Here is a 20,634-nt window from a genome sequence, read left to right on the forward strand (position 1 = left end):
TCACTTCACGCCGTTTCGATGGCGGGTAGTTGCGCGGCCCCGGCCAACGCCGGCAGTACGCCGGCGCGCAGGTCATTACCGCTTGGCTGCTGATACAGGCTCAGCCCGAACTCCGGCAACACTGCCAGTAGATAATCGAAAATATCCCCCTGGATCCGCTCGTAATCCGCCCACGCGGTGGTGCGGGTAAAGCAGTAGATCTCCAGCGGCACGCCTTGGGCGGTGGTTTGCATCTGGCGCACCATGCAGGTCATGTTCGGCTGGATGTCCGGGTGGCTTTGCAGATACGCCAGGGCATAGGCGCGGAACGTGCCGAGGTTGGTCATGCGCCGGCGGTTGGCCGACAGTTGCGCGCTGTGGCCCTGGGCCTCGTTCCAGGCCTTGAGTTCGGCCTGTTTGCGACCGATGTAGCCGGTGAGCAGGTGCACCTGGGTCATGCGCACTTCTTCGTCATCGCGCAAAAAGCGCACGCCGCTGGCATCGATGTACAGGCTGCGCTTGATGCGTCGCCCGCCGGAGGCCTGCATACCGCGCCAGTTTTTGAACGACTCGGACATCAAGCGCCAGGTCGGGATGGAAACGATGGTCTTGTCGAAATTCTGCACCTTGACCGTATGCAGGGTGATGTCCACCACATCGCCGTCGGCGCCGACCTGGGGCATTTCGATCCAGTCGCCGACCCGCAGCATGTCGTTGCTGGTCAATTGCACACTGGCGACGAACGACAGCAGCGTGTCCTTGTACACCAACAGAATCACCGCCGACATCGCACCCAGGCCCGACAGCAGCAGCGGCGAACGGTCGATCAGGGTGGCGACGATGATGATTGCGCCAAACACGAACAACACCATTTTTGCCAACTGCACATAACCCTTGATCGAGCGGGTGCGTGCGTGTTCGGTGCGTGCGTAGATATCCAGCAGCGCATTGAGCAGGGCACTCATGGCCAGCACCATAAACAGAATGGTGATCGCCAGGGCCACATTGCCGATAAACAGAATGGCGGTCTTGCTCAGGTCAGGTACCAGGTACAGGCCGAACTGGATCACCAGGGACGGCGTCATTTGCGCCAGCCGATGGAAGACTTTGTTATGTCGCAGATCGTTCAGCCAGTGCAGGGCCGGTTGCCGGCCAAGCAATTTGACTGCGTGCAGGATGAGGTAACGCGCTACCCGTCCAACCAGCAATGCCACCACCAGCAGCACCAGCAAGCCGAGGCTGGAATGCAGGACCGGGTGTTCATCGAGGGCGCCCCAAAGGTCTTGGACGTTGAGCCAGAGCTGTTTGATATCCATGAGTGAACCGATTCTTCTGTAAGACAACACGGGGCGATTAGAGCATTTAAGTGCAACAAAGTTGACGCTCTGGACAAAATCGCTCACAAAAAAGCAGCTGATTAGCCCTGTTCGCGTAAAGAAACTCGGTTTGGCCGCCCGAAACCGGTAACCTATGGCGCTGATATTTTGTATTTCTTCGAGGTAGCACCCGTGTTTTCCCAATTCGCCCTGCACGAACGCCTGCTCAAAGCCGTGGCCGAGCTTAAATTTGTCGAGCCTACGCCTGTGCAAGCAGCGGCCATCCCGCTCGCGCTCCAAGGGCGTGACCTGCGGGTGACGGCTCAAACCGGCAGCGGCAAGACCGCCGCTTTCGTCTTGCCGGTTCTGAATCGTCTGATTGGCCCGGCCAAGGTCCGCGTCAGCATCAAGACCCTGATCCTGCTGCCGACCCGTGAGCTGGCCCAGCAGACCCTCAAGGAAGTCGAGCGCTTCTCGCAATTCACCTTCATCAAGTCCGGCATCATTACCGGCGGCGAAGACTTCAAGGTCCAGGCTGCCATGCTGCGCAAGGTGCCGGACATCCTGATCGGTACCCCGGGGCGCATGATCGAGCAACTCAACGCCGGCAACCTCGACCTCAAGGAAGTCGAAGTACTGGTGCTCGACGAAGCCGACCGTATGCTCGACATGGGCTTTGCCGATGACGTGCAGCGCCTGGTTGCTGAATGCGTCAATCGCCAGCAGACCATGTTGTTCTCCGCCACCACCGGCGGTTCAACCCTGCGCGACATGGTTGCCAAGGTGCTGAACAACCCTGAGCACTTGCAGGTCAACAACGTCAGTGACCTGAACGCCACCACGCGTCAGCAGATCGTGACCGCTGACCATAACGTGCACAAAGAACAGATCCTCAACTGGTTGCTGGCCAACGAGACCTACCAGAAGGCCATCGTGTTCACCAACACCCGTGCCGCCGCCGACCGTATCTACGGGCGTCTGGTCGCGCAGGAATACAAGGCGTTCGTGCTGCACGGCGAGAAAGACCAGAAGGACCGCAAGCTGGCCATCGACCGCCTCAAGGCTGGCGGCGTGAAGATCCTGGTAGCCACCGACGTCGCTGCGCGTGGCCTGGACGTTGATGGCCTGGATCTGGTGATCAACTTCGACATGCCCCGCAGCGGCGACGAATACGTGCACCGTATCGGCCGTACCGGGCGTGCCGGCAACGATGGCCTGGCCATCTCGCTGATCTGCCACGGCGACTGGAACCTGATGTCGAGCATTGAACGCTACCTCAAGCAGTCGTTCGAGCGCCGTACCATCAAGGAAGTCAAAGGCACTTACACCGGGCCGAAGAAGGTCAAGGCGTCGGGCAAGGCCGTTGGCGTGAAGAAGAAAAAGACTGACGCCAAGGGCGACAAAAAGAAAACCGGCGCCAAATCGCCGACCAAGCGCAAGATCGCCAACCGGCCGAAGACCGACAACCTGTCGCTCGTCAGCAAGGATGGCATGGCGCCGCTCAAGCGCCGCAAGCCAGAAGCACCGGCTGCCGAATAAGCAGCCAGGCAGAAAAAAACCGGACAATGTCCGGTTTTTTTTCGCCATCAGTTTTTGGCTTTGGAGGCGGCTTCTTTCAGTTCTTTGAGCCGGGCGTCGATCAGTTGGCATTTGTCGGGAAACTCGGCGCTTTCGGTGTCCAGGTCCATTTTCTGCAACTGAGCATTCATCTCCTTGGCTTTCTGGGGATTCTGCTCCGTTAGCTGGGTCACTTGCTTGGCCAGTTCTTCGCGTTTGGCCGTGGCCTCTTCAGGCGTGCAAGCCCAGGCGGGCAGGGCGCTTAACAATGTGGCGGCAATCGCCAGGTTCATCAGGGTTTTCATGGTCGGACCTCCTTGGCGGTATAGGCAGTTGAGGTGGCGAACGTCTGGAAAGTTCAGAGAAATGACGCCCGTCTATCCGGGTGAACGGCCAGTGCCCCCACGTGTCACTACCTATGACGGGCTAATTTTCCATCGGCCTGCAGGAGGAATCAGGATGACGACTTACAACTGGGATCTGATCGAACGTCTGCTGCACGAAGTGCAGAACGGCGAGGGCAGCTTCGCCCCGCGTAAATACGCCGAGCAGGAAGCCGCTGATAAGGCTACGGCTGGCGAGGACACCGGGAACCTGGACGCGCTGAAAAAAACCGCTGCGGACTACGAGGCGTTGTTGTTCAAGCGCGGGTTTATTGAGTCGCGCCCCGAAGAGGAAGGCGGCAATGGTGAAAACTTCATCTTGACCGCGCGCGGTGCAAGCCTGTTGGCGTTGATCGACAGTTCGATTCCTGGCCATGAGCACCCCCGTCAAGTGATGAACGAGCAGGAGGACGCGCTGGAGGAGGCGACCTTCGATCAAGTCTCTTCCAAAGCTGCGATTGCCGGTGGCGCTATCTAACCCCTGAATCCAATGTGGGTGGGAGCCCTGCTCCCCTCCCTATTGATTTGCGCCGGCTTTGAGGCATTTAAGCGCTTTGAAATCGCCTCGTACGCCGTCGATTTTTTGCCTCAGCTTCTGACGTTGTTGCTCGGTGCTCTCAGCCATCAGGTCCACGATCAGACTGCGCGCCGCCGCTTCGGTCTGGGCATAGGCAGCGCGGTATTCAGGCGTCCATAGGCTCTCCCTGTCCACCAGCAAACGTTGCATTTTCTGCGGGAAGTCGGCGTCGTGGCGGTGTTCAACGGCCTCGATAAACTGCGCCTGCCAATGGGCGCGGTTGCCGATCCACGCCTGGTTCTGTTCGCCCAAAGCGTTGGACCACGCCGTTACACGGTTTTGCTGGCTGGCGCTTAGCGGGCCGATCCAGGCATCCAGGCGCTTGCTCATGCGCTGGGCGCGTTCCTTGATCTGCTGGGCCAGCGGCGGTTTGAGGTATTCATCCTGGCGTTTGCGCAGGTCTTTGGCCAGGGCGTCGCTCATGTCCTTGACCTGTTGATCATCCAGACCCTGCAGCAACTGCACGGCGGACGGGGTGATCTCCCGCGCGATCTCGGCAATCGCCTGCTTGGCTTCCACGGTTCGGGTTTGCAGCGCGGCGTCAGTGATTTGCTGGCTGTCGACCATCTGCTGCAGGTGGTCCAGCCAGTCCAGGTAGCCCGGTAATTGCGTGGTGCAATGCCAGGCCAGGTGTTCCTTGAGGGTGTCGTTGAACCAGCTCTTCTGCCCGGCATTCATGTCCAGGTAGTCGTTGAGGGTCCAGGGGATGATCACGTCGAGATTACGGTAGGCCAGGCCCACGCGATTGCAGCCGGCGAGCACCAGGCTCAGGGTCAGCAGTACCACCAGGAGTTTGAGCCGGCGCAACATGGGCGAGTCCTTGCACGGATGGGATTAATGCATGTGAACCTGCGCGGGGTGCGACAGTTCAGCCCATCAATAAAACGGCCGGACGGCCTTCAAGGTCAACAGGCCGTCGCATTGCGAGTTGTGTCCGGAGTAGGCCGAGCAGTCACCGCCGCTGAGGCTGGAGTCGCTGTAGATCAGATCCAGGTCGATGCCTTTCCAGGCCCGGGAAAATTGCACCGACCAGTCGCTGAAACTGCTGATGACGCCGTTTTCCACCGACACCGGTGTGCCCAATTGATGGGTGGTGTATTTCATGCTGACGCCGATACCGAAGGGCTGGGTGCCGCCGAGGTCGGCGAACAGGGTGCTGTCCTGGCGGTCGGGGTCGTTGCTGAAGGACACGCCGAAGCGGTTGCCCAACAGGTTCAGGCCGCCGTAGAACTCCTGGCTGTCGAGGGGGCTGACCTTGGGGTAGCTGTAGTGAATCAAGCCCACTTCATAGCCCAGGGTCTGGTCGAAAGGGCGTTTGAAACCCAGGTAGGAGTCAACTTCGAGATTGTTGGCCGACGACAGGCCCATATTCGGTGAAAACTGGCCGAAATACAGGCCGCTGTCGTGGGTAAGGTCCAGGCCTCCGTGGAACGAGTCACTGCCAGGGGAGGTGGGCTTGATCAGGCCCTGGGCCATGCTACGGCTGGGGGTAGTGCCCAATTTCAGGTCGAAGTCGCCCAGTTCACGCTGAAAAATCTGCGCTTCGGCCAAAGGGCTGGCGATCAGAATGCTGACCAGGAAAATACAGCGTTTAAGCATGCTTCACTCCATGAAAAGCGAGGAGCAGTAACGGATGGGTTCGAGCAGATGCCCGTGCTAGACGTGTGCAAGGATACCGGCGAATGCCAGGCATTGAGGCCCGTTCGTCGATTAGCTTGGTATTGAAGGGTGTACGAGGGTGTTTCCAACTCTAGTCCTAGCGCCTTGAAGGCAAGACGCTTAGGGACCAGATGCAGTGCGCAGGTAGGACGATTACTTCTTGCCCAGGCTGATCTGCTTGGACGGGCCGAAAGTCTGGCCGCTCACGCCCTTGGCAATTTGCTGGATTTCGCCGCCGGACTTGAGGAAAGCAGCAATCTGGCTGTTGATCGATTCGCTGGTTTCAACGGCGGGAGCTGGCTTTGCTTTGCTGTTGGATGCTTTTACACGCATGGCGGCCACTAACCTGTAGAGAATTAACTTGGCCAGGCATCGTACAGGAAATACTTGACAATTGCTTGGCAAATATCCCCTGAGAATATAGGCCAGGCTGGGAAAGAGCCCAGGTTTAATGATGAAATAAGCCGCTAACTTACTGTTTTAGCTCGAAACCATGGGCGTGTGCGAGGTTGGCGGCCCGGAAAAATTCAACCGATTGATCAGACGAGCGGGGCGATGCCAATAGAACGCCATGCCAGCCCGCGATTTTTCAGGCGCGCGCGCGTGCAGGGCCCAACTCGGGTAGAATGCCGCCCACGCAATGAGGGTATTGGAAATGGCTTTAGTCGGGCGCTACAACAGCTTGCAAGTGGTCAAGCACACTAACTTTGGTTTGTACCTCGATGGTGCGCAAGATGGGGAAATCCTCTTGCCTAATCGGTATATCCCTAAAGATATTCCCAGTGAAGATGAAGACTGGCTCAATGTTTTCATTTACTTGGACAGCGATGACAAACTTATCGCCACCACTGAAAAACCCAAAGTTCAAGTCGGCGAATTTGCCAGTTTGAAAGTTGTGGAAGTCAACAGTATCGGGGTGTTCCTCGACTGGGGCCTGCCAAAGGATCTGCTGCTGCCGTATTCGGAAGAAAAGCGCCAGCTGACGGCGGGTGAATATTGCGTGGTGCACGTCTACCTCGACAAGCACACCAAGCGCATCACCGCCACCGCACGTCTTGACCGTTACCTGGACAAGACGCCAGCCAACTACCAGGTGGGCCAGGAAGTCGATCTGTTGGTGGCTGAAGCCACGGACATGGGTTTCAAGGCAATCATCAACAACAAGCACTGGGGCCTGATCCACAAGAACGAAGTGTTCAAGTTCCTGCGCCCGGGCAAGGAAGAAAAAGGCTTCATCAAGGAGATTCGCGCCGATGGCAACATCAGCCTGAGCCTGCAACCGGTCGGCCAGGAAGCGGCCTCCAGCCTCAACTCCAAGATCCTCGCCAAGTTGCGTGACAACAACGGCACCCTGCCGGTCAGCGACAAAAGCGATCCGGCGGTGATCAGCAACTTGTTCGGCGTCAGCAAAGGCAACTTTAAAAAGGCCATTGGTGCGCTCTACAAGCAAGGCCAGATCGTGATTCACGCCGACCGCATTGAACTAAGCTGATCGCGCCTGGCTCTTTGTAGGAGCGAGCTTGCTCGCGAAAATATTCCACGCGCAGTGTGGCGTCGGATGTACGTTTTTCGCGAGCAAGCTCGCTCCTACAAAGGCTCGTGTCATGTCCAAGAGACCGCTCTTCGCCTACCTCGGCACCTTGCTCGCCTTCCTGGTCCTCGACGGCCTCTGGCTCGGCGTGCTGATGGGCCCCACCTACAAATCCCTGCTCGGCCCGCTGATGCTTGATCAGCCGCGCCTGTTGCCTGCGGTGTTGTTCTATCTGCTGTATGTCCTCGGTTGTGTGGTGTTCGTGGTCTTGCCCAGTGCCAATTGGCAACGTGCTGCGCGGTTGGGCGCACTGCTGGGCCTGGTGGCCTATGGCACTTATGATTTGAGCAATTGGGCCACGCTTCAGGGCTGGTCCGCCGGGCTCGCGGTGATGGACATGGCGTGGGGCACCTGTTTAACCGCCCTGTGCTGCACCGTCGGCCACCTGTGTGCACGGCGTGTGCATCGGTAGTTGGCGGTTGATCAAGACCGAGCCTGCCACCAACAACCCGGCACCGGCGACGATCAACGCCGGGTGCAGACCACCACTGAGGTGACTGCTCATCGAGGCCAGTAGCGGACCGCTCAGTTGGCCGATGGCAAAGCTGGCGGTCAGTAGCCCTGTGCTGCGTTGGTAGCCGTTGGGTGCAACCTCGCGCAGGCGCGCCATTACCAGTTGCATGCAGGCCAGGAAGGGCGCGCCGCACAACAACACGCCCAGCGCAAGGCCCCAACTGTTACCGAGCAGGCAGGCGAAGACCCCGGCCGCTTGCAGCCACAAGGTCACCATCAGCCATCGGCGCGTGGTGTCCGGGCTCTTGCGGCGCAGACTTGCCACCACCACACCTACAGCGGCAGCCAGGCCGAAGCAGGGCCAGAACAGATCGGCCTGCCAGGCTCCGTTGAACTGTGCGTTGGCCATCTGCGACAGAAAGGTCGCGGGGATGATGTAGCCCAGGCCGAACAGGAAATAGATCCAGCACAGATGCGCGATGCTGCCGTTGTTGCTTGCACGGGTTTCAGCAGGCGCCGTGAGGGTTGGCTTGGGTAAAAAGGGCAGGATCGCCAGCAGCATCACCAGGGCAACGATGCCGTAGACCAGCCACAGCATGGCGGAGCCTTGCCCCAGCAAGTTCGAGCCCAGCGCCAGCAGCCCCGTCAGCGCAATCCCAAGTCCCGGCCCGGCAAATACCAGCGCACCCAGACGCGGCCGGCCGGCGGCGATCGCCAGCGGCTGGCTCAGGCTGGTAATCATCACCAGAGCCCAGGCGCTGGCCACGCCGGTTCCGAAGCGCAACAGCAAGTGCGGCCAGAACCCATGGGCCCAGTACGACGCCAGCGTCAGCAGGACGCAGAGCCACAACCCGCCATAAAGGCGGCCGCGTACATGATGATGGCTGCGAGCAAAGATCGAATCCACCGCGCCCACAAAGTAGCCCAAGTAATTGGCGGCCGCGATCAGCCCGGCATCCGCCAGGTCGACCTGACCTTCGCTGAGTAAATGCGGCATTTGCGGGGTCAGGGCGAAGCGGCCAATGCCCATGGCCATCATCAGGGCGATAAAGCTGGCGAGTAAACGAATCTGCGGTGACATGCTTAGGTTTCCTACAGGAAAGCGAATGACTTGTAGGCTAAGGCGGATTGACTTTCTGTAAAATTGAATAATAGTGAGTAACTTGTTCAGTTTTGGAGAAAGGTATGGAGTTCAGTCAATTGCGGATTTTCCAGGCCGTGGCGGAAGAGGGCTCCATCACCCGCGCCGCTGAACGTTTGCACCGCGTGCCATCGAACTTGTCGACCCGCCTCAAGCAGATGGAGGAGCAACTGGGAGTCGAGCTGTTTGTGCGTGAGCGCCAGCGGTTGCAGCTTTCTCCTGCGGGTAAAGTGCTGCTGGACTACAGCACCCGGCTGCTGGCGCTGCATGACGAAGCCCACGGCGCCGTACAAGGCGGGCAACCGGCCGGTGATTTTGTGCTGGGCAGCATGTACAGCACCGCCGCGGTGCATTTGCCCAAGCTGCTGGCGCGCTATCACAGGACTTACCCCATGGTGAACCTGCAAGTGCAGTCGGCGCCCAGCGGGGAGTTGCTGGAAGGTTTGATTACCGGGCGGCTGGACGCAGCGTTCGTGGACGGTCCGCTGACCATCGCGACCCTGGATGGCGTACCGCTGTGCGAAGAGCGCCTGGTATTGATTTGCGAAGCCGATCACCCACCGGTGCGCGGGCCCCGGGACGTTGCCGGGCGATCGGTGTTCACGTTCCGACGCAGTTGCGCCTATCGCACGCGCCTGGAAACCTGGTTTTCCCACGAGCATGTGGCCATGGGGCGGGCTATCGAGATCGAGTCCTATCAAGGGATGCTTGCGTGTGTGATCGCCGGTTCGGGGGTGGCGTTGATGTCGCAATCGATGCTCGACAGCCTGCCAGGCAAGGACAGCGTGTCCGTTCATCCGCTGACCGGGCCTTTTGCCACTGCGACCACCTGGCTGATGTGGCGAAAGGGTATGCTCGGCGCTAACCTCAATGCATGGATCGACCTGCAGCACGAGGGCAGCCCGGCAAGCCTGGCAGATACGCGCGCCATTGCTTGAGCGATCCGTCAGGATTTGGATCAATCCAGTAATAGTTAGTTGTGGTTTCGTTCAAGCATTACCCAGGACTTAGGGCTACTATCTCTGTAGGAAACGGCGACAAAACTCACGCCGACCAGCACTACCCTCAAAGGGGGCAACCATGAAAGAGAAAATCCAGAACTGGCTCCACGATCTTGGCGTTGCGCTGGGCTTGATCGAGCCACCGCTGCAACCGGTGCCGATCCGTACGGATGATGAGCAGCGTCGGCCCCGTCGCCGCTGAGTATCAGGCCCGAAGAATATGCAAAATGTGGGAGCGGGCTTGCTCGCGAATACGGTGCATCAACCAGTAAATGGTTGAATGACACACCGCCTTCGCGAGCAAGCCCGCTCCCACAATTATTTTGTGCAGGGCAAAAAAAACGGGCGCGAACACCGACGTCGCACCCGCTGAAGAAACTGTCCTAATAGCTCACACCGCCCGAGCCGCCACGGTATCTGGTTTGCGCGACAACACACTCACTAGCACAAAACTCACCAGGGCTACCGCCAGGCTGCAGTAAATCGGTGTGTTTGCATCCAACCCATCCTTGAACATAAACACCAGCGCGGTTACGAAACCCAGCGCCATGGACGTGATCGCGCCCGAGGTGGTGGCTCGCTTCCAGAATATCGCGCCAATCAGAGGTACCAACATACCGCCCACCAACAGGTTATAGGCCAGGGTCAGCGCGCTGATCACGTCATTCACCACCAGTGCGATGCCCAATACGGCAACACCGGTCATCAGGGTGAACAAGCGGTTGATGCCCAGGCTCGATTGCTTGCCACCGCGCAGCCGTGGCAGCAGGTCTTCGGTCAACACGGTGGACGCAGCGAGCAGGCCGGCGCTGGCGGTGGACATCATCGCCGCCAGGGCAGCCGCAATCACCAGGCCACGAATACCGTCCGGTAACGAGGCTTTGACGATGGCGGCAAAGGCATTGTTGACATTATCCAGGTCCGGGATCAGCACGTGAGCCGCCATGCCAATCAGGGCGCAGGCCAGGCCGTAGAGAATGCAGTAGAAACCGGCGAAAGTGCCCGCGTACTGGGCGACCTTTTCATCACGGGCGGTGAATACTCGCTGCCAGATATCCTGGCCGATCAGGATGCCGAAGAAGTAGATCATGAAGTAAGTGATGATCGTGTCCCAACCGATCGCGGTAAAGCTGAAGTTCGACGCCGGCAGCTTGGCCACCAATTCGTCCCAACCGCCGACGCGGTACAGGCAGATCGGCAGCAGGATGAACATCAGGCCGACGGTCTTGATCACAAATTGCACGATATCGGTCAGGGTCAGCGACCACATGCCACCGATGGTTGAATACACCACCACCACACCGCCGCCTACCAGCACCGACATCCAGAACGGCAAGTCGAACAGCACTTGCAATACGGTGCCGATTGCCAGGATCGAGGTCACGCCGATCATCAGTGCATAGGCCAGCATGATCACAGCGCTGGCCTGGCGCGCCATGGGGTTGTAGCGTTTTTCCAGGACCTGGGTCACGGTGAAGATTTTCAGCTTCAGCAGCGGCTTGGCCAGGAACAGGTTCAGCGCAATGATCCCGGCGCCCAGCGCGGCGCACAGCCAGAAACCTGAAATGCCGTGCACATAACCCAAGCGCACGGTGCCGACGGTGGAGGCGCCGCCCAATACCGTGGCGGCCATGGTGCCCATGTACAGCGATGGGCCGAGGTTACGGCCCGCCACCAGATAGTCTTCGTGGGTTTTGGCGCGGCGCATACCGTAGTAGCCAAGCACGAGCATACCGGCGGCGTAGATGAGTACGACGAATAAATCCAAAGCCATGACGGTGATTCTCCGATTATCTTTTTTATGGGCGATCAAGCGGCAGCCGGCTCGGTCAACACGCGAGCGAAGGTCAGGTATATCGTTGGACGGGGATCTGCGCGATCCCCTTGATTGTTATCGTGAAGGCATCAGCGATGCGCGACGCCAGGCAATACGCAGAGCATCTCGTACAGCAAGTTGGCGCCCAGCAGCGAGGTGTTGCCGGTGGTGTCATAGGGCGGCGAAACTTCCACCAGATCACAACCAATCAGGTCCAGGCCCTGGCAGCCACGGATGATCTCGATCGCCTGGATGGTGGTCAGCCCGCCGATTTCCGGGGTGCCGGTGCCGGGTGCCCAGGCGGGATCGATGCCGTCGATATCGAAGCTGAGGTACACCGGGCCGCCGCCGACTTTCTCCCGCACTTGGGTCATCAACGGGGCCAGGGAGTGGTGCCAGCATTCTTCGGCCTGGACCACGCGAAAGCCTTGCTTGCGGCTCCAGTTGAAGTCTTCGGCGGTGTAGCCCTGGGCACGCAGGCCGATCTGCACCACGCGGTCGCAATCGAGCAACCCTTCTTCCACGGCGCGGCGGAAGGTGGTGCCGTGGGCGATTTTTTCGCCGAACATATGGTCGTTGACGTCGGCATGGGCATCGATGTGCACCAGCCCGACCTTGCCGTGTTTCTTGTGGATCGCCCGCAGGATCGGCAGGGTGATGGTGTGGTCGCCGCCCAGGGTCAGGGGGATCACGTCGTGCTCGAGGATTTCATCGTAGGCCTCTTCGATGATGCGCACGGCGTCGAGCAGGTTGAAGGTGTTGATCGCCACGTCGCCGATGTCGGCCACTGACAGTGAGTCGAACGGTGCCGCCCCGGTGGCCATGTTGTAGGGGCGGATCATCACCGACTCGGCGCGGATTTCCCGAGGCCCGAAGCGTGTGCCGGCGCGCAGCGAGGTGCCGATATCCAGGGGCACGCCGATAAAGGCAGCGTCCAGACCCTTGGCCGTTTGCAGGTGGGGAAGGCGCATCATGGTGGCGATGCCGGCGAAGCGCGGCATTTCGTTGCCGCCCAGTGGTTGGTGGAAAATCTTGTCCACGGGATTGCCTCATCGTTGTTTTGTTTATTGATGGCCGATTCTGCGAAAAGCCCGGGGCAGGAAGAATCGGCAGGGGCAAATACTTAGTTCAGATTTTTCTAAACTAATGCAGGGAGGTAGACTGCATGCATCCCTGTCCGGAACCGACCATGGCCAACGCCTTGCCCGACCTGAAACTCCTGCGCATCTTCGTCAGCGTCGTGCGCCACCAGGGGTTCGCCAATGCCCAGCACGAACTCAACCTGTCGACGTCGGCCATCAGCACGTATATGAGCCAACTCGAATCCGCGCTGGGCCTGGTGCTGTGCCATCGAGGACGTGGCGGCTTCAGCCTGACCAGCAAAGGCGAGCTGTTTCATCAGGAAACCCTGCGCCTGTTGGGCGAGCTCGAGGGCTTCGAGCAATACGCCGCCGCGCTCAAAGGCGAGTTGCGCGGCACGCTCAAGCTGGGCGTGCTTGATTCCACCGTCAGCGACAAGGCCCTGCCATTCGCCGAAGTGATTGGCGCCTACAGCCTGGAACATCCGGCGGTTCACCTGAACCTGTCGGTGATGAGCCCCTACGAACTGCAACTGGGCGTACAGGACAACCGCCTGGACCTGGCAATCGGTGCGTTCTCCAACCGTATGAGCGGGCTGATCTATATGCCGCTGTACCGCGAACAGCACTGGCTGTATTGCAGCAACCGGCACCCGCTGTTCAGCGAGCGGCGTATTCCCGAACAGGTCATCACTCAGCAACGTATGGTCGGCCGCGGCTACTGGAGCCAGGCCGAACTGGCGCGCCACGGCTTCAAACACAGCGCCGCGACCGTGGAAAGTATGGAAGCGCAGTTGATCCTGGTATTGTCCGGCGCCTACATCGGTTACCTGCCCGAACACTACGCCCAGGCCTGGGCCGACAAGGGTGACCTGCGCGTGTTACTGCCGGCGACCTTCGGCTACCAGGCGCCGTTCTCGATGATCATGCGCCGTGGTCGTAGCCGTGAACCGCTGATCCAGACCTTCCGCGACTTGCTCAAGACCCAGCTTAACCAGGCCTGAAAAAACAATGTCCAGACCCCAATGCCCGCAATGCTTGCGGCCGACCACTCATTGCCTCTGTGCACTGATCCCGACCCTCGACAGCCGCACTCGCGTGTTGCTGTTGCAGCACCCGAGCGAGGTCGGCCATGCGCTCAATACCGCGAGGTTGGCGGCGTTGGGCTTGAATAATGCGCAGTTGGTGGTGGGGGAGGTGTTTGATGATCTGGCGACGTTATTAAACCCGCCTGGTTATCGGGCGCGGCTGTTGTTTCCGGCGGATGACGCCGAGCCGCTGCGCGCTTATGCACCTGACGATCAGCCATTGTTATTGGTGGTTCCCGATGGCACCTGGCGCAAGGCGCGCAAGCTGTTGCACCTCAACCCTTTGCTGGCGGCGTTGCCCCGGGTGACATTGGCCCTAGGCGGCGTTTCCCGCTATCGCTTGCGCAAGGCGCCGGGGCCTGGTGCCTTGTCGACGGTTGAAGCAATCACGCAAGCGTTGCAGGTATTGGAAGCTCCACTATCGTTCGAGCCGCTGCTCAAACCCTTTGAAGCGCTGATCGAAGGGCAGATTGCTGCGATGGGGGATGAGGTATTCCAGAGAAATCATGGTGAAGGGCAGAAGGATTAGCAGGTTTGACGAGGCGCGCCCATCGGGAGCAAGCCCCCTCCCACAGTCGATCGCGTTCCTGCATAAAAATGCGGTCCGATGTGGGAGGGGGCTTGCCCCCGATGGAGCCCTCACAGTCAACACTTTAATGGCTTATGCCTTTAAGCCATAAGCACCGCACTTTGCGTGATATGGCCCGCCGGCCTTTCCCGGTATGATATCCGCCCCCGCAGTCTGGATTGCGAATACGCCATGACCTTGCAGTACCCCACAATCGCCGATTGCGTCGGCAACACGCCCCTGGTCCGCTTGCAACGCATGGCGGGTGAAACCAGCAATACCCTGTTGCTCAAACTCGAAGGCAACAACCCGGCCGGCTCCGTCAAGGACCGCCCGGCGCTGTCGATGATCGCCCGCGCCGAGTTGCGCGGGCAGATCAAGCCAGGCGACACCCTGATTGAAGCCACCTCGGGTAACACCGGGATCGCCCTGGCCATGGCCGCCGCGATCAAAGGCTACAAGATGGTGCTGATCATGCCCGACAACGGCAGTGCCGAGCGCAAGGCGGCGATGACCGCTTACGGTGCCCAGCTGATCCTGGTCACCCAGGAAGAAGGCATGGAAGGCGCCCGTGACCTCGCCGAGCGTATGGCCGCCGAAGGCCGTGGCGTGGTGCTGGACCAGTTCGCCAACGGTGACAATCCCGAGGCGCACTACACCAGCACCGGCCCGGAAATCTGGCGCCAGACCCAGGGCACCATTACCCATTTCGTCAGTTCCATGGGCACCACCGGCACCATCATGGGCAACTCGCGCTACCTGAAGGAGCAGAACCCTGCGATCCAGATCGTCGGTCTGCAACCGATGGAAGGCGCGGCCATCCCCGGTATCCGCCGCTGGCCCGAAGAGTACTTGCCGAAGATCTACAACGCGACGCGAGTAGACCGCATCATCGACATGGCCCAGCGCGAAGCCGAAGACACTACGCGCCGTCTGGCCCGTGAAGAAGGCATCTTCTGCGGCGTGTCCTCCGGCGGCGCTGTGGCCGGTATGTTGCGCTTGTCCAAAGAAGTGGAAAACGCGGTGATCGTCGCGATCATCTGTGACCGAGGCGACCGCTACCTGTCGACCGGCATCTTCGACGAACCCAACTGATGGCCAAGCACGAGAGAGGCCTGCGCTTCCAGCCGACAGGCGGCAGCCGGGCCCCGCAGATCCCGGTGGGCAAGAAACAGCGCCTGACCATCGAGCGCCTGGCCAATGATGGCCGTGGCATTGTGTTCTTTGAAGGCCGCACCTGGTTTGTGAATGGTGCGCTGGCCGGCGAAGAAGTCGAAGCGCGGGTGTTGGGCGCCCACGGCAAAGTGGTTGAGGCCCGCACCGAGCGGGTGTTCAAGGCCAGTGAGCTACGGCGCCCGGCACCCTGCGCCCACGTTGGCCGCTGCGGCGGTTGCAGCGTGCAGCATCTGCCCCATGACCAGCAACTTGCCCTGAAACAGCGCATGCTCGCCGAGCAGTTGTCGCGGGTGGCAGGTGTCGAACCGCAAGAGTGGGCGCCGCCGTTGAGCGGGCCGGAGTTCGGTTACCGGCGTCGCGCCCGTGTGGCCGTACGTTGGGACGCCAAGGCGAAGAAACTCGAAGTGGGTTTTCGCGCCGTGGCCAGTCAGGACATCGTCGCTATCGACGATTGCCCGGTGCTGGTACAAGCCTTGCAACCGATCATGCAGCGCTTGCCGAATATGCTGCGTCGCCTGAGCAAACCGCAGGCGCTGGGGCATGTGGAGCTGTTCAGTGGTTCGTCCATCGCCGTTTTGCTGCGGCATATGGCACCGCTGTCCGAAGCAGACCTGCTGATCCTTAAAGAATTCTGTACCTTCCATGAGGCCCAATTGTGGCTGCATGGCGAGGGCCAGCCGGAACCTGTCGAGCCCGACCAGGCCCTGGGGTTTCGCCTGGATGCCTGGAATCTGGAACTGGCTTATCGGCCGGGAGATTTTGTGCAGGTCAACGCCGGGGTCAATCAGGCGATGGTTGCCCAGGCATTGGAGTGGCTGGCGCCACAAGCCGACGAACGGGTGTTGGACCTGTTTTGCGGCCTTGGCAACTTCGCCTTGCCGCTGGCGCGCCAGGTGCGCGAAGTGGTGGCGGTAGAGGGTGTGCAGACCATGGTGGACCGTGCGGCACTCAATGCCGCGAGCAACCATTTGCCTAACGTGCAGTTCTTTCAGGCCGACCTGTCTCAGCCTTTGACTGACGCGCCATGGGCCAAACAGGGCTTTTCTGCGGTACTCTTGGACCCACCCCGCGATGGTGCCCAAGAGGTTGTGCGCAAGCTCGCCACCCTTGGAGCCAAGCGCCTGGTGTATGTGTCCTGTAACCCAGCTACGCTGGCGCGGGACACGGTTGAGTTGGTCAAGCAAGGCTACCGGCTAAAGCGTGCCGGGATTCTCGACATGTTTCCGCAGACTGCGCATGTCGAGGCCATGGCGTTATTTGAAGCGGGCTAGGATGCCCGTTTAATCCGACTGGCCTGCGTTCTCCAAGGCCTTGGTACTGCTACGGAGCTCGCAGTAAAAGTCGGCGATGATTTTGGCGCATCAAAGGTGCGTCGTAGGGAAGGTAAGCAAGATGGTACAGGTGAGAGCACACCAGCCGATCAACACTGACGGCAGTATCAATCTCGAGGCATGGCTGGATCATGCCGTCAGTGTCGACCCGGCACTGGACCGTGAAGCCTTGAAAGCAGCCTGCGAGTTCGCTCGTGAGTCTGAGCAGCAAGACAATGCGGCCAAGAACCTGTGGGCCGAAGGCACTTCAAGCTTTCGCACCGGGTTGGAAATCGCCGAGATCCTCGCCGATCTCAAGCTGGATCAGGATTCGCTGATCGCCGCCGTGCTGTATCGCGGCGTGCGCGAGGGGCATATTCCGTTGGCAACCGTTGGCCAGCGCTTCGGCTCGGTGGTGACCAAGCTGATCGACGGCGTGCTGCGCATGGCGGCCATCAGTGCCAGCCTCAGCCCGCGCCAGTCGATGGTGCTGGGCACCCAGGGCCAGGTGGAAAACCTGCGCAAGATGCTGGTGGCGATGGTCGACGACGTGCGCGTCGCCCTGATCAAGCTGGCCGAGCGTACCTGCGCGATCCGTGCGGTGAAGACCGCCGACGACGAAAAGCGCAACCGCGTCGCCCGCGAAGTCTTCGACATCTACGCGCCGCTGGCCCACCGCCTGGGCATCGGCCACATCAAGTGGGAGCTGGAGGACCTGTCCTTTCGCTACCTGGAGCCGGACCAATACAAACAGATCGCCACGTTGCTGCACGAGCGGCGCCTGGATCGCGAGCGCTTTATCAGCGACGTGATGGGCCAGCTGCGTTCCGAGCTGCAGGCAACTGGCGTAGACGCCGACATCAGCGGCCGCGCCAAGCACATCTACTCGATCTGGCGCAAAATGCAGCGCAAGGGCCTGGCCTTCAGCCAGATCTATGACGTGCGGGCGGTGCGCGTGCTGGTGCCGGAAATGCGCGATTGCTACACCGCGCTGGGGATCGTTCACACCCTGTGGCGCCACATCCCCAAGGAGTTCGACGACTACATCGCCAACCCCAAGGAAAACGGCTACCGCTCGCTGCACACCGCGGTGATCGGCCCTGAAGGCAAGGTGCTGGAAGTGCAGATCCGCACCCACGCGATGCACGAGGAGGCCGAGCTGGGCGTGTGCGCGCACTGGCGCTACAAGGGCACCGACGTCAAGGCCGGGTCCAACCAGTACGAAGAGAAAATCTCCTGGCTGCGCCAAGTGCTGGAATGGCACGAAGAACTCGGCGACATCGGCGGGCTGGCCGAACAGCTGCGGGTGGATATCGAGCCGGACCGGGTCTATATCTTCACCCCCGACGGCCATGCCATCGACTTGCCCAAGGGCGCCACGCCGCTGGATTTTGCCTACCGCGTGCACACCGAAATCGGCCATAACTGCCGGGGCGCCAAGATCAACGGGCGCATCGTGCCGCTCAACTACAGCCTGCAAACCGGTGAACAGGTCGAGATCATCACCAGCAAGCACGGCACGCCGAGCCGCGACTGGCTGAACCCGAACCTGGGCTATATCACCACCTCGCGGGCGCGGGCGAAGATCGTCCACTGGTTCAAATTGCAAGCGCGCGACCAGAACGTCGCCGCCGGCAAGACCCTGCTCGAACGCGAACTGGCGCGCCTGGGCCTGCCTCAGGTGGACTTCGACAAGCTGGCCGAAAAGGCCAACATGAAGATCGCCGAAGACATGTTCGCCGCCCTCGGTGCCGGTGACCTGCGCCTGGCGCAACTGGTCAACCTGGCCCAGCAACTGGTCGAACCCGAGCGCGGCAACGAACAGCTGGAACTCATCCCACGCAAGGCCACGGGTTACAAACCGGGCAAGCGTGGCGATATCCAGATCCAGGGCGTGGGCAACCTGATGACGCAAATGGCCGGCTGCTGCCAGCCGTTGCCGGGCGACGCCATTGTCGGCTACATCACCCAGGGCCGTGGCGTGAGCATTCACCGCCAGGACTGCGCCTCGGTGCTGCAACTGGGCGGGCGCGAGCCGGAGCGGATCATCCAGGTCAGTTGGGGGCCGGTGCCGGTGCTCACTTACCCGGTGGACATCATCATCCGTGCCTACGATCGTTCCGGCTTGCTGCGTGACGTCTCGCAAGTGCTGCTCAACGAGCGGATCAACGTGCTGGCGGTCAACACCCGCTCGAACAAAGAGGACAACACGGCGTTGATGTCCCTGACCATCGAGATTCCGGGGTTGGACGCACTGGGACGGTTGCTTGGGAGGATTTCCCAGTTGCCGAATATCATCGAGACGCGGCGCAACCGCACCCCATGAATAGCTGGATGAACGCGAACTGAATTGTGTTAGCTGCTTCATGTGGGAGCTGGCTTGCCTGCGATAGCACCACCTCGGTTTAACTGAAGCACCGAGTCGCGAGCATCGCAGGCAAGCCAGCTCCCACATTGGATTTTCAGCGGAAAGAGATACGATGTATTCACTCGAAGACCTGCTGCACCTGATGAACCGCCTGCGCGACCCGCAATACGGCTGCCCGTGGGACATCAAGCAAACCTACGCGACCATCGTCCCGCACACGCTGGAGGAGGCCTATGAAGTGGCCGACGCCATCGAGCGCGGCGATTTCGATCACCTGCAAGGTGAGCTGGGCGACCTGCTGTTCCAAGTGGTGTATTACAGCCAACTGGCGCGGGAAGAAGGGCGCTTCGAATTTGCCGGCGTGATCGACAGCATCACCCGTAAGTTGATTCGCCGGCATCCTCACGTGTTCCCAACCGGCGACCTGTACGCACCGCTGGATATCCCGCAGTTGAGCGAAGAACAGGTCAAGGAGCGCTGGGAGCAGATCAAAGCTGAGGAGCGCGCAGAAAAGTCCGACGCTCCCGAGCAACTCTCCCTGCTCGATGATGTGCCCACCGCCTTACCTTCGTTGTCCCGTGCGGCCAAGTTGCAAAAGCGCGCCAGCCAGGTCGGTTTCGACTGGCCGGCCGCCTTGCCGGTGGTGGACAACGTGCGTGAAGAGTTGGATGAAGTGCTCGAAGCCATGGCCGATAACGATCCGCAGGCCATTGCCGATGAAGTCGGTGACCTGCTGTTTGCCGCCGTCAACCTGGCCCGTCACCTCAAGGTTGACCCGGAAACCGCACTGCGCGGTGCCAATGCCAAGTTCGAACGACGTTTCCGATTTATCGAGCAGGCATTGCGCGATACGCACCAACCCATAGAAGATTGCACCCTCGAAGAGTTGGACGCCCTGTGGGGCGAAGCCAAACGCCAGGAAAAGAATGTGTCCAGCTGCGGTTGAGCAGCTGCCTAAGTGAGTAAGCACCATGAGCCTTTCCCTTCGCGACCAGTTGCTCAAAGCAGGTCTGGTCAACCAAAAGCAGGCCAAGCAGGTCGGCAAAGAGAAGCAGAAGCAGCAGCGTCTGGTCCACAAGGGCCAGGCCGAAGTCGATGATACCCAGGCACGCCTGGCCGCTGAGGCACACGCCGAGAAGGTCAAGCGTGACCAGGAGCTCAACCGCCAGCAGCAGGAAAAAGCCGAGGCCAAGGCGCGTACCGCCCAGGTCAAGCAGTTGATCGAAACCTCGCGCCTGCCCAAGTTGACCACCGAGGACTACTACAACTTTGTCGATGACAAGAAGGTCAAGCGCCTGTCGGTCAACACCTTGATGCGCAACAAGCTGAGCAACGGCTCTCTGGCTATCGTGCACCACGGTGGCGGCTACGAGGTGATCCCGCGTGAAGCGGCGCTCAAGATTCAGGAGCGTGCACCGGAGCGCATCGTGCAGCTCAACATCCTCACCGAAAGCCAGGTGCCGGATGAGGATGATCCGTACGCCGCCTACCAGATCCCTGACGATCTGATGTGGTAAGCCGCTAGAAACGACAAACCCCGCCAAAAGGCGGGGTTTGTGTTTTAAGCGTGCA

General features: G+C 60.2%; 21 protein-coding genes. 13 read left to right on the forward strand and 8 right to left on the reverse strand.

The genetic code is table 11. From position 1 onward, the window contains the following. Positions 1–5: 5 nt before the first annotated feature. Positions 6–1,295 carry a mechanosensitive ion channel family protein gene (locus tag J1G33_RS11490; RefSeq protein WP_223018119.1) on the reverse strand — a complete coding sequence of 430 codons (1,290 nt, stop codon included), beginning with the start codon at positions 1,293–1,295 and terminating at the stop codon, positions 6–8. A 192-nt stretch (positions 1,296–1,487) separates the two neighbouring features. Between J1G33_RS11490 and J1G33_RS11495 the strand changes: the two genes are divergently transcribed. Continuing rightward, entirely contained in the window at positions 1,488–2,834 is a 1,347-nt protein-coding gene (locus J1G33_RS11495; RefSeq protein ID WP_005790219.1) for a DEAD/DEAH box helicase, read from the forward strand. A gap of 47 nt (positions 2,835–2,881) precedes the next feature. On the opposite strand, the gene J1G33_RS11500 is transcribed toward J1G33_RS11495, so the two are convergent. Beyond that, positions 2,882–3,157, reverse strand: a complete 276-nt coding sequence (locus J1G33_RS11500) for a hypothetical protein (protein WP_032879994.1) — start codon at positions 3,155–3,157, stop codon at positions 2,882–2,884. A gap of 154 nt (positions 3,158–3,311) precedes the next feature. Between J1G33_RS11500 and J1G33_RS11505 the strand changes: the two genes are divergently transcribed. Beyond that, entirely contained in the window at positions 3,312–3,713 is a 402-nt protein-coding gene (locus tag J1G33_RS11505) for a transcriptional regulator (RefSeq protein ID WP_148852759.1), read from the forward strand. Between the two features lie 39 nt (positions 3,714–3,752). Here the strand turns inward: J1G33_RS11505 and J1G33_RS11510 are convergent, their stop codons facing one another. From J1G33_RS11510 to J1G33_RS11520, 3 genes are all read right to left on the reverse strand, one after another. Continuing rightward, a complete protein-coding gene (locus J1G33_RS11510) occupies positions 3,753–4,622 on the reverse strand; it encodes a DUF6279 family lipoprotein (protein WP_103733657.1) in 870 nt (289 codons plus the stop codon). Positions 4,623–4,688: 66 nt separating this feature from the next. Continuing rightward, a complete protein-coding gene (locus J1G33_RS11515) occupies positions 4,689–5,411 on the reverse strand; it encodes a TorF family putative porin (RefSeq protein WP_223018120.1) in 723 nt (240 codons plus the stop codon). A gap of 213 nt (positions 5,412–5,624) precedes the next feature. Then, positions 5,625–5,804, reverse strand: a complete 180-nt coding sequence (locus tag J1G33_RS11520; RefSeq protein ID WP_003193095.1) for a hypothetical protein — start codon at positions 5,802–5,804, stop codon at positions 5,625–5,627. A 322-nt stretch (positions 5,805–6,126) separates the two neighbouring features. On the opposite strand from J1G33_RS11520, the gene J1G33_RS11525 reads away from it, so the two are divergent. Both J1G33_RS11525 and J1G33_RS11530 read left to right on the forward strand, forming a co-directional pair. Beyond that, a complete protein-coding gene (locus tag J1G33_RS11525) occupies positions 6,127–6,963 on the forward strand; it encodes a S1-like domain-containing RNA-binding protein (RefSeq protein ID WP_019820451.1) in 837 nt (278 codons plus the stop codon). Positions 6,964–7,075: 112 nt separating this feature from the next. Further along, a complete protein-coding gene (locus J1G33_RS11530) occupies positions 7,076–7,474 on the forward strand; it encodes a DUF2177 family protein (RefSeq protein ID WP_223018121.1) in 399 nt (132 codons plus the stop codon). Here the strand turns inward: J1G33_RS11530 and J1G33_RS11535 are convergent. Then, complete coding sequence (locus J1G33_RS11535) at positions 7,418–8,596, reverse strand: MFS transporter (protein WP_148852754.1); 1,179 nt, start codon at positions 8,594–8,596, stop codon at positions 7,418–7,420. The genes J1G33_RS11530 and J1G33_RS11535 overlap by 57 nt on opposite strands. A gap of 104 nt (positions 8,597–8,700) precedes the next feature. Here J1G33_RS11535 and J1G33_RS11540 point away from each other — a divergent pair, with 104 nt between their 5' ends. Both J1G33_RS11540 and J1G33_RS27860 read left to right on the forward strand, forming a co-directional pair. Then, the gene (locus tag J1G33_RS11540; protein ID WP_223018122.1) at positions 8,701–9,594 is read left to right on the forward strand and encodes a LysR family transcriptional regulator; all 894 of its coding nucleotides are present in this window, start codon (positions 8,701–8,703) and stop codon (positions 9,592–9,594) included. Between the two features lie 142 nt (positions 9,595–9,736). Next, on the forward strand, positions 9,737–9,859 hold the full coding sequence (locus tag J1G33_RS27860) for a PA1414 family protein (RefSeq protein ID WP_003193089.1): 123 nt from the start codon (positions 9,737–9,739) through the stop codon (positions 9,857–9,859). Between the two features lie 189 nt (positions 9,860–10,048). Here J1G33_RS27860 and J1G33_RS11545 read toward each other — a convergent pair whose 3' ends face one another. Further along, the gene (locus tag J1G33_RS11545; protein WP_223018123.1) at positions 10,049–11,431 is read right to left on the reverse strand and encodes a sodium:solute symporter; all 1,383 of its coding nucleotides are present in this window, start codon (positions 11,429–11,431) and stop codon (positions 10,049–10,051) included. Between the two features lie 131 nt (positions 11,432–11,562). Beyond that, entirely contained in the window at positions 11,563–12,513 is a 951-nt protein-coding gene (gene speB / locus J1G33_RS11550) for an agmatinase (protein WP_223018124.1), read from the reverse strand. 149 nt (positions 12,514–12,662) lie between these two features. Between speB and J1G33_RS11555 the strand changes: the two genes are divergently transcribed. The 7 genes from J1G33_RS11555 (at position 12,663) to J1G33_RS11585 (ending at position 20,579) form a co-directional block, all read left to right on the forward strand. Continuing rightward, positions 12,663–13,556, forward strand: coding sequence for a LysR family transcriptional regulator (locus tag J1G33_RS11555; protein WP_005790200.1), 894 nt, complete (start codon positions 12,663–12,665; stop codon positions 13,554–13,556). A 7-nt stretch (positions 13,557–13,563) separates the two neighbouring features. Then, complete coding sequence (locus tag J1G33_RS11560; RefSeq protein WP_032880007.1) at positions 13,564–14,169, forward strand: DTW domain-containing protein; 606 nt, start codon at positions 13,564–13,566, stop codon at positions 14,167–14,169. Positions 14,170–14,400: 231 nt separating this feature from the next. Next, entirely contained in the window at positions 14,401–15,303 is a 903-nt protein-coding gene (gene cysM, locus J1G33_RS11565) for a cysteine synthase CysM (protein WP_003193080.1), read from the forward strand. Then, entirely contained in the window at positions 15,303–16,655 is a 1,353-nt protein-coding gene (gene rlmD / locus J1G33_RS11570) for a 23S rRNA (uracil(1939)-C(5))-methyltransferase RlmD (protein ID WP_194438886.1), read from the forward strand. Before cysM ends, rlmD begins: the two co-directional genes overlap by 1 nt. 121 nt (positions 16,656–16,776) lie before the next feature. Further along, entirely contained in the window at positions 16,777–19,020 is a 2,244-nt protein-coding gene (relA, locus tag J1G33_RS11575; protein ID WP_032880009.1) for a GTP diphosphokinase, read from the forward strand. A 154-nt stretch (positions 19,021–19,174) separates the two neighbouring features. Next, complete coding sequence (mazG, locus tag J1G33_RS11580; protein ID WP_032880011.1) at positions 19,175–20,008, forward strand: nucleoside triphosphate pyrophosphohydrolase; 834 nt, start codon at positions 19,175–19,177, stop codon at positions 20,006–20,008. Positions 20,009–20,033: 25 nt separating this feature from the next. Next, positions 20,034–20,579 carry a DUF2058 domain-containing protein gene (locus J1G33_RS11585; RefSeq protein ID WP_014719402.1) on the forward strand — a complete coding sequence of 182 codons (546 nt, stop codon included), beginning with the start codon at positions 20,034–20,036 and terminating at the stop codon, positions 20,577–20,579. Positions 20,580–20,634: the final 55 nt, after the last annotated feature.

It is taken from the genome of Pseudomonas sp. P867, assembly GCF_019891455.1.
In the GTDB taxonomy this organism is placed as follows: Bacteria; Pseudomonadota; Gammaproteobacteria; order Pseudomonadales; family Pseudomonadaceae; genus Aquipseudomonas; species Aquipseudomonas synxantha_A.

Excerpts from the sequence above, each read along its gene's own strand:
- J1G33_RS11490 (WP_223018119.1), bottom strand. The coding sequence starts at position 1,295 with ATGGATATCAAACAGCTCTGGCTCAACGTCCAAGACCTTTGGGGCGCC.
- J1G33_RS11500 (WP_032879994.1), bottom strand. The coding sequence starts at position 3,157 with ATGAAAACCCTGATGAACCTGGCGATTGCCGCCACATTGTTAAGCGCC.
- J1G33_RS11505 (WP_148852759.1), top strand. The coding sequence starts at position 3,312 with ATGACGACTTACAACTGGGATCTGATCGAACGTCTGCTGCACGAAGTG.
- J1G33_RS11510 (WP_103733657.1), bottom strand. The coding sequence starts at position 4,622 with ATGTTGCGCCGGCTCAAACTCCTGGTGGTACTGCTGACCCTGAGCCTG.
- J1G33_RS11515 (WP_223018120.1), bottom strand. The coding sequence starts at position 5,411 with ATGCTTAAACGCTGTATTTTCCTGGTCAGCATTCTGATCGCCAGCCCT.
- J1G33_RS11520 (WP_003193095.1), bottom strand. The coding sequence starts at position 5,804 with ATGCGTGTAAAAGCATCCAACAGCAAAGCAAAGCCAGCTCCCGCCGTT.
- J1G33_RS11525 (WP_019820451.1), top strand. The coding sequence starts at position 6,127 with ATGGCTTTAGTCGGGCGCTACAACAGCTTGCAAGTGGTCAAGCACACT.
- J1G33_RS11530 (WP_223018121.1), top strand. The coding sequence starts at position 7,076 with ATGTCCAAGAGACCGCTCTTCGCCTACCTCGGCACCTTGCTCGCCTTC.
- J1G33_RS11535 (WP_148852754.1), bottom strand. The coding sequence starts at position 8,596 with ATGTCACCGCAGATTCGTTTACTCGCCAGCTTTATCGCCCTGATGATG.
- J1G33_RS11540 (WP_223018122.1), top strand. The coding sequence starts at position 8,701 with ATGGAGTTCAGTCAATTGCGGATTTTCCAGGCCGTGGCGGAAGAGGGC.
- J1G33_RS27860 (WP_003193089.1), top strand. The coding sequence starts at position 9,737 with ATGAAAGAGAAAATCCAGAACTGGCTCCACGATCTTGGCGTTGCGCTG.
- J1G33_RS11545 (WP_223018123.1), bottom strand. The coding sequence starts at position 11,431 with ATGGCTTTGGATTTATTCGTCGTACTCATCTACGCCGCCGGTATGCTC.
- J1G33_RS11555 (WP_005790200.1), top strand. The coding sequence starts at position 12,663 with ATGGCCAACGCCTTGCCCGACCTGAAACTCCTGCGCATCTTCGTCAGC.
- J1G33_RS11560 (WP_032880007.1), top strand. The coding sequence starts at position 13,564 with ATGTCCAGACCCCAATGCCCGCAATGCTTGCGGCCGACCACTCATTGC.
- cysM (WP_003193080.1), top strand. The coding sequence starts at position 14,401 with ATGACCTTGCAGTACCCCACAATCGCCGATTGCGTCGGCAACACGCCC.
- rlmD (WP_194438886.1), top strand. The coding sequence starts at position 15,303 with ATGGCCAAGCACGAGAGAGGCCTGCGCTTCCAGCCGACAGGCGGCAGC.
- relA (WP_032880009.1), top strand. The coding sequence starts at position 16,777 with ATGGTACAGGTGAGAGCACACCAGCCGATCAACACTGACGGCAGTATC.
- mazG (WP_032880011.1), top strand. The coding sequence starts at position 19,175 with ATGTATTCACTCGAAGACCTGCTGCACCTGATGAACCGCCTGCGCGAC.
- J1G33_RS11585 (WP_014719402.1), top strand. The coding sequence starts at position 20,034 with ATGAGCCTTTCCCTTCGCGACCAGTTGCTCAAAGCAGGTCTGGTCAAC.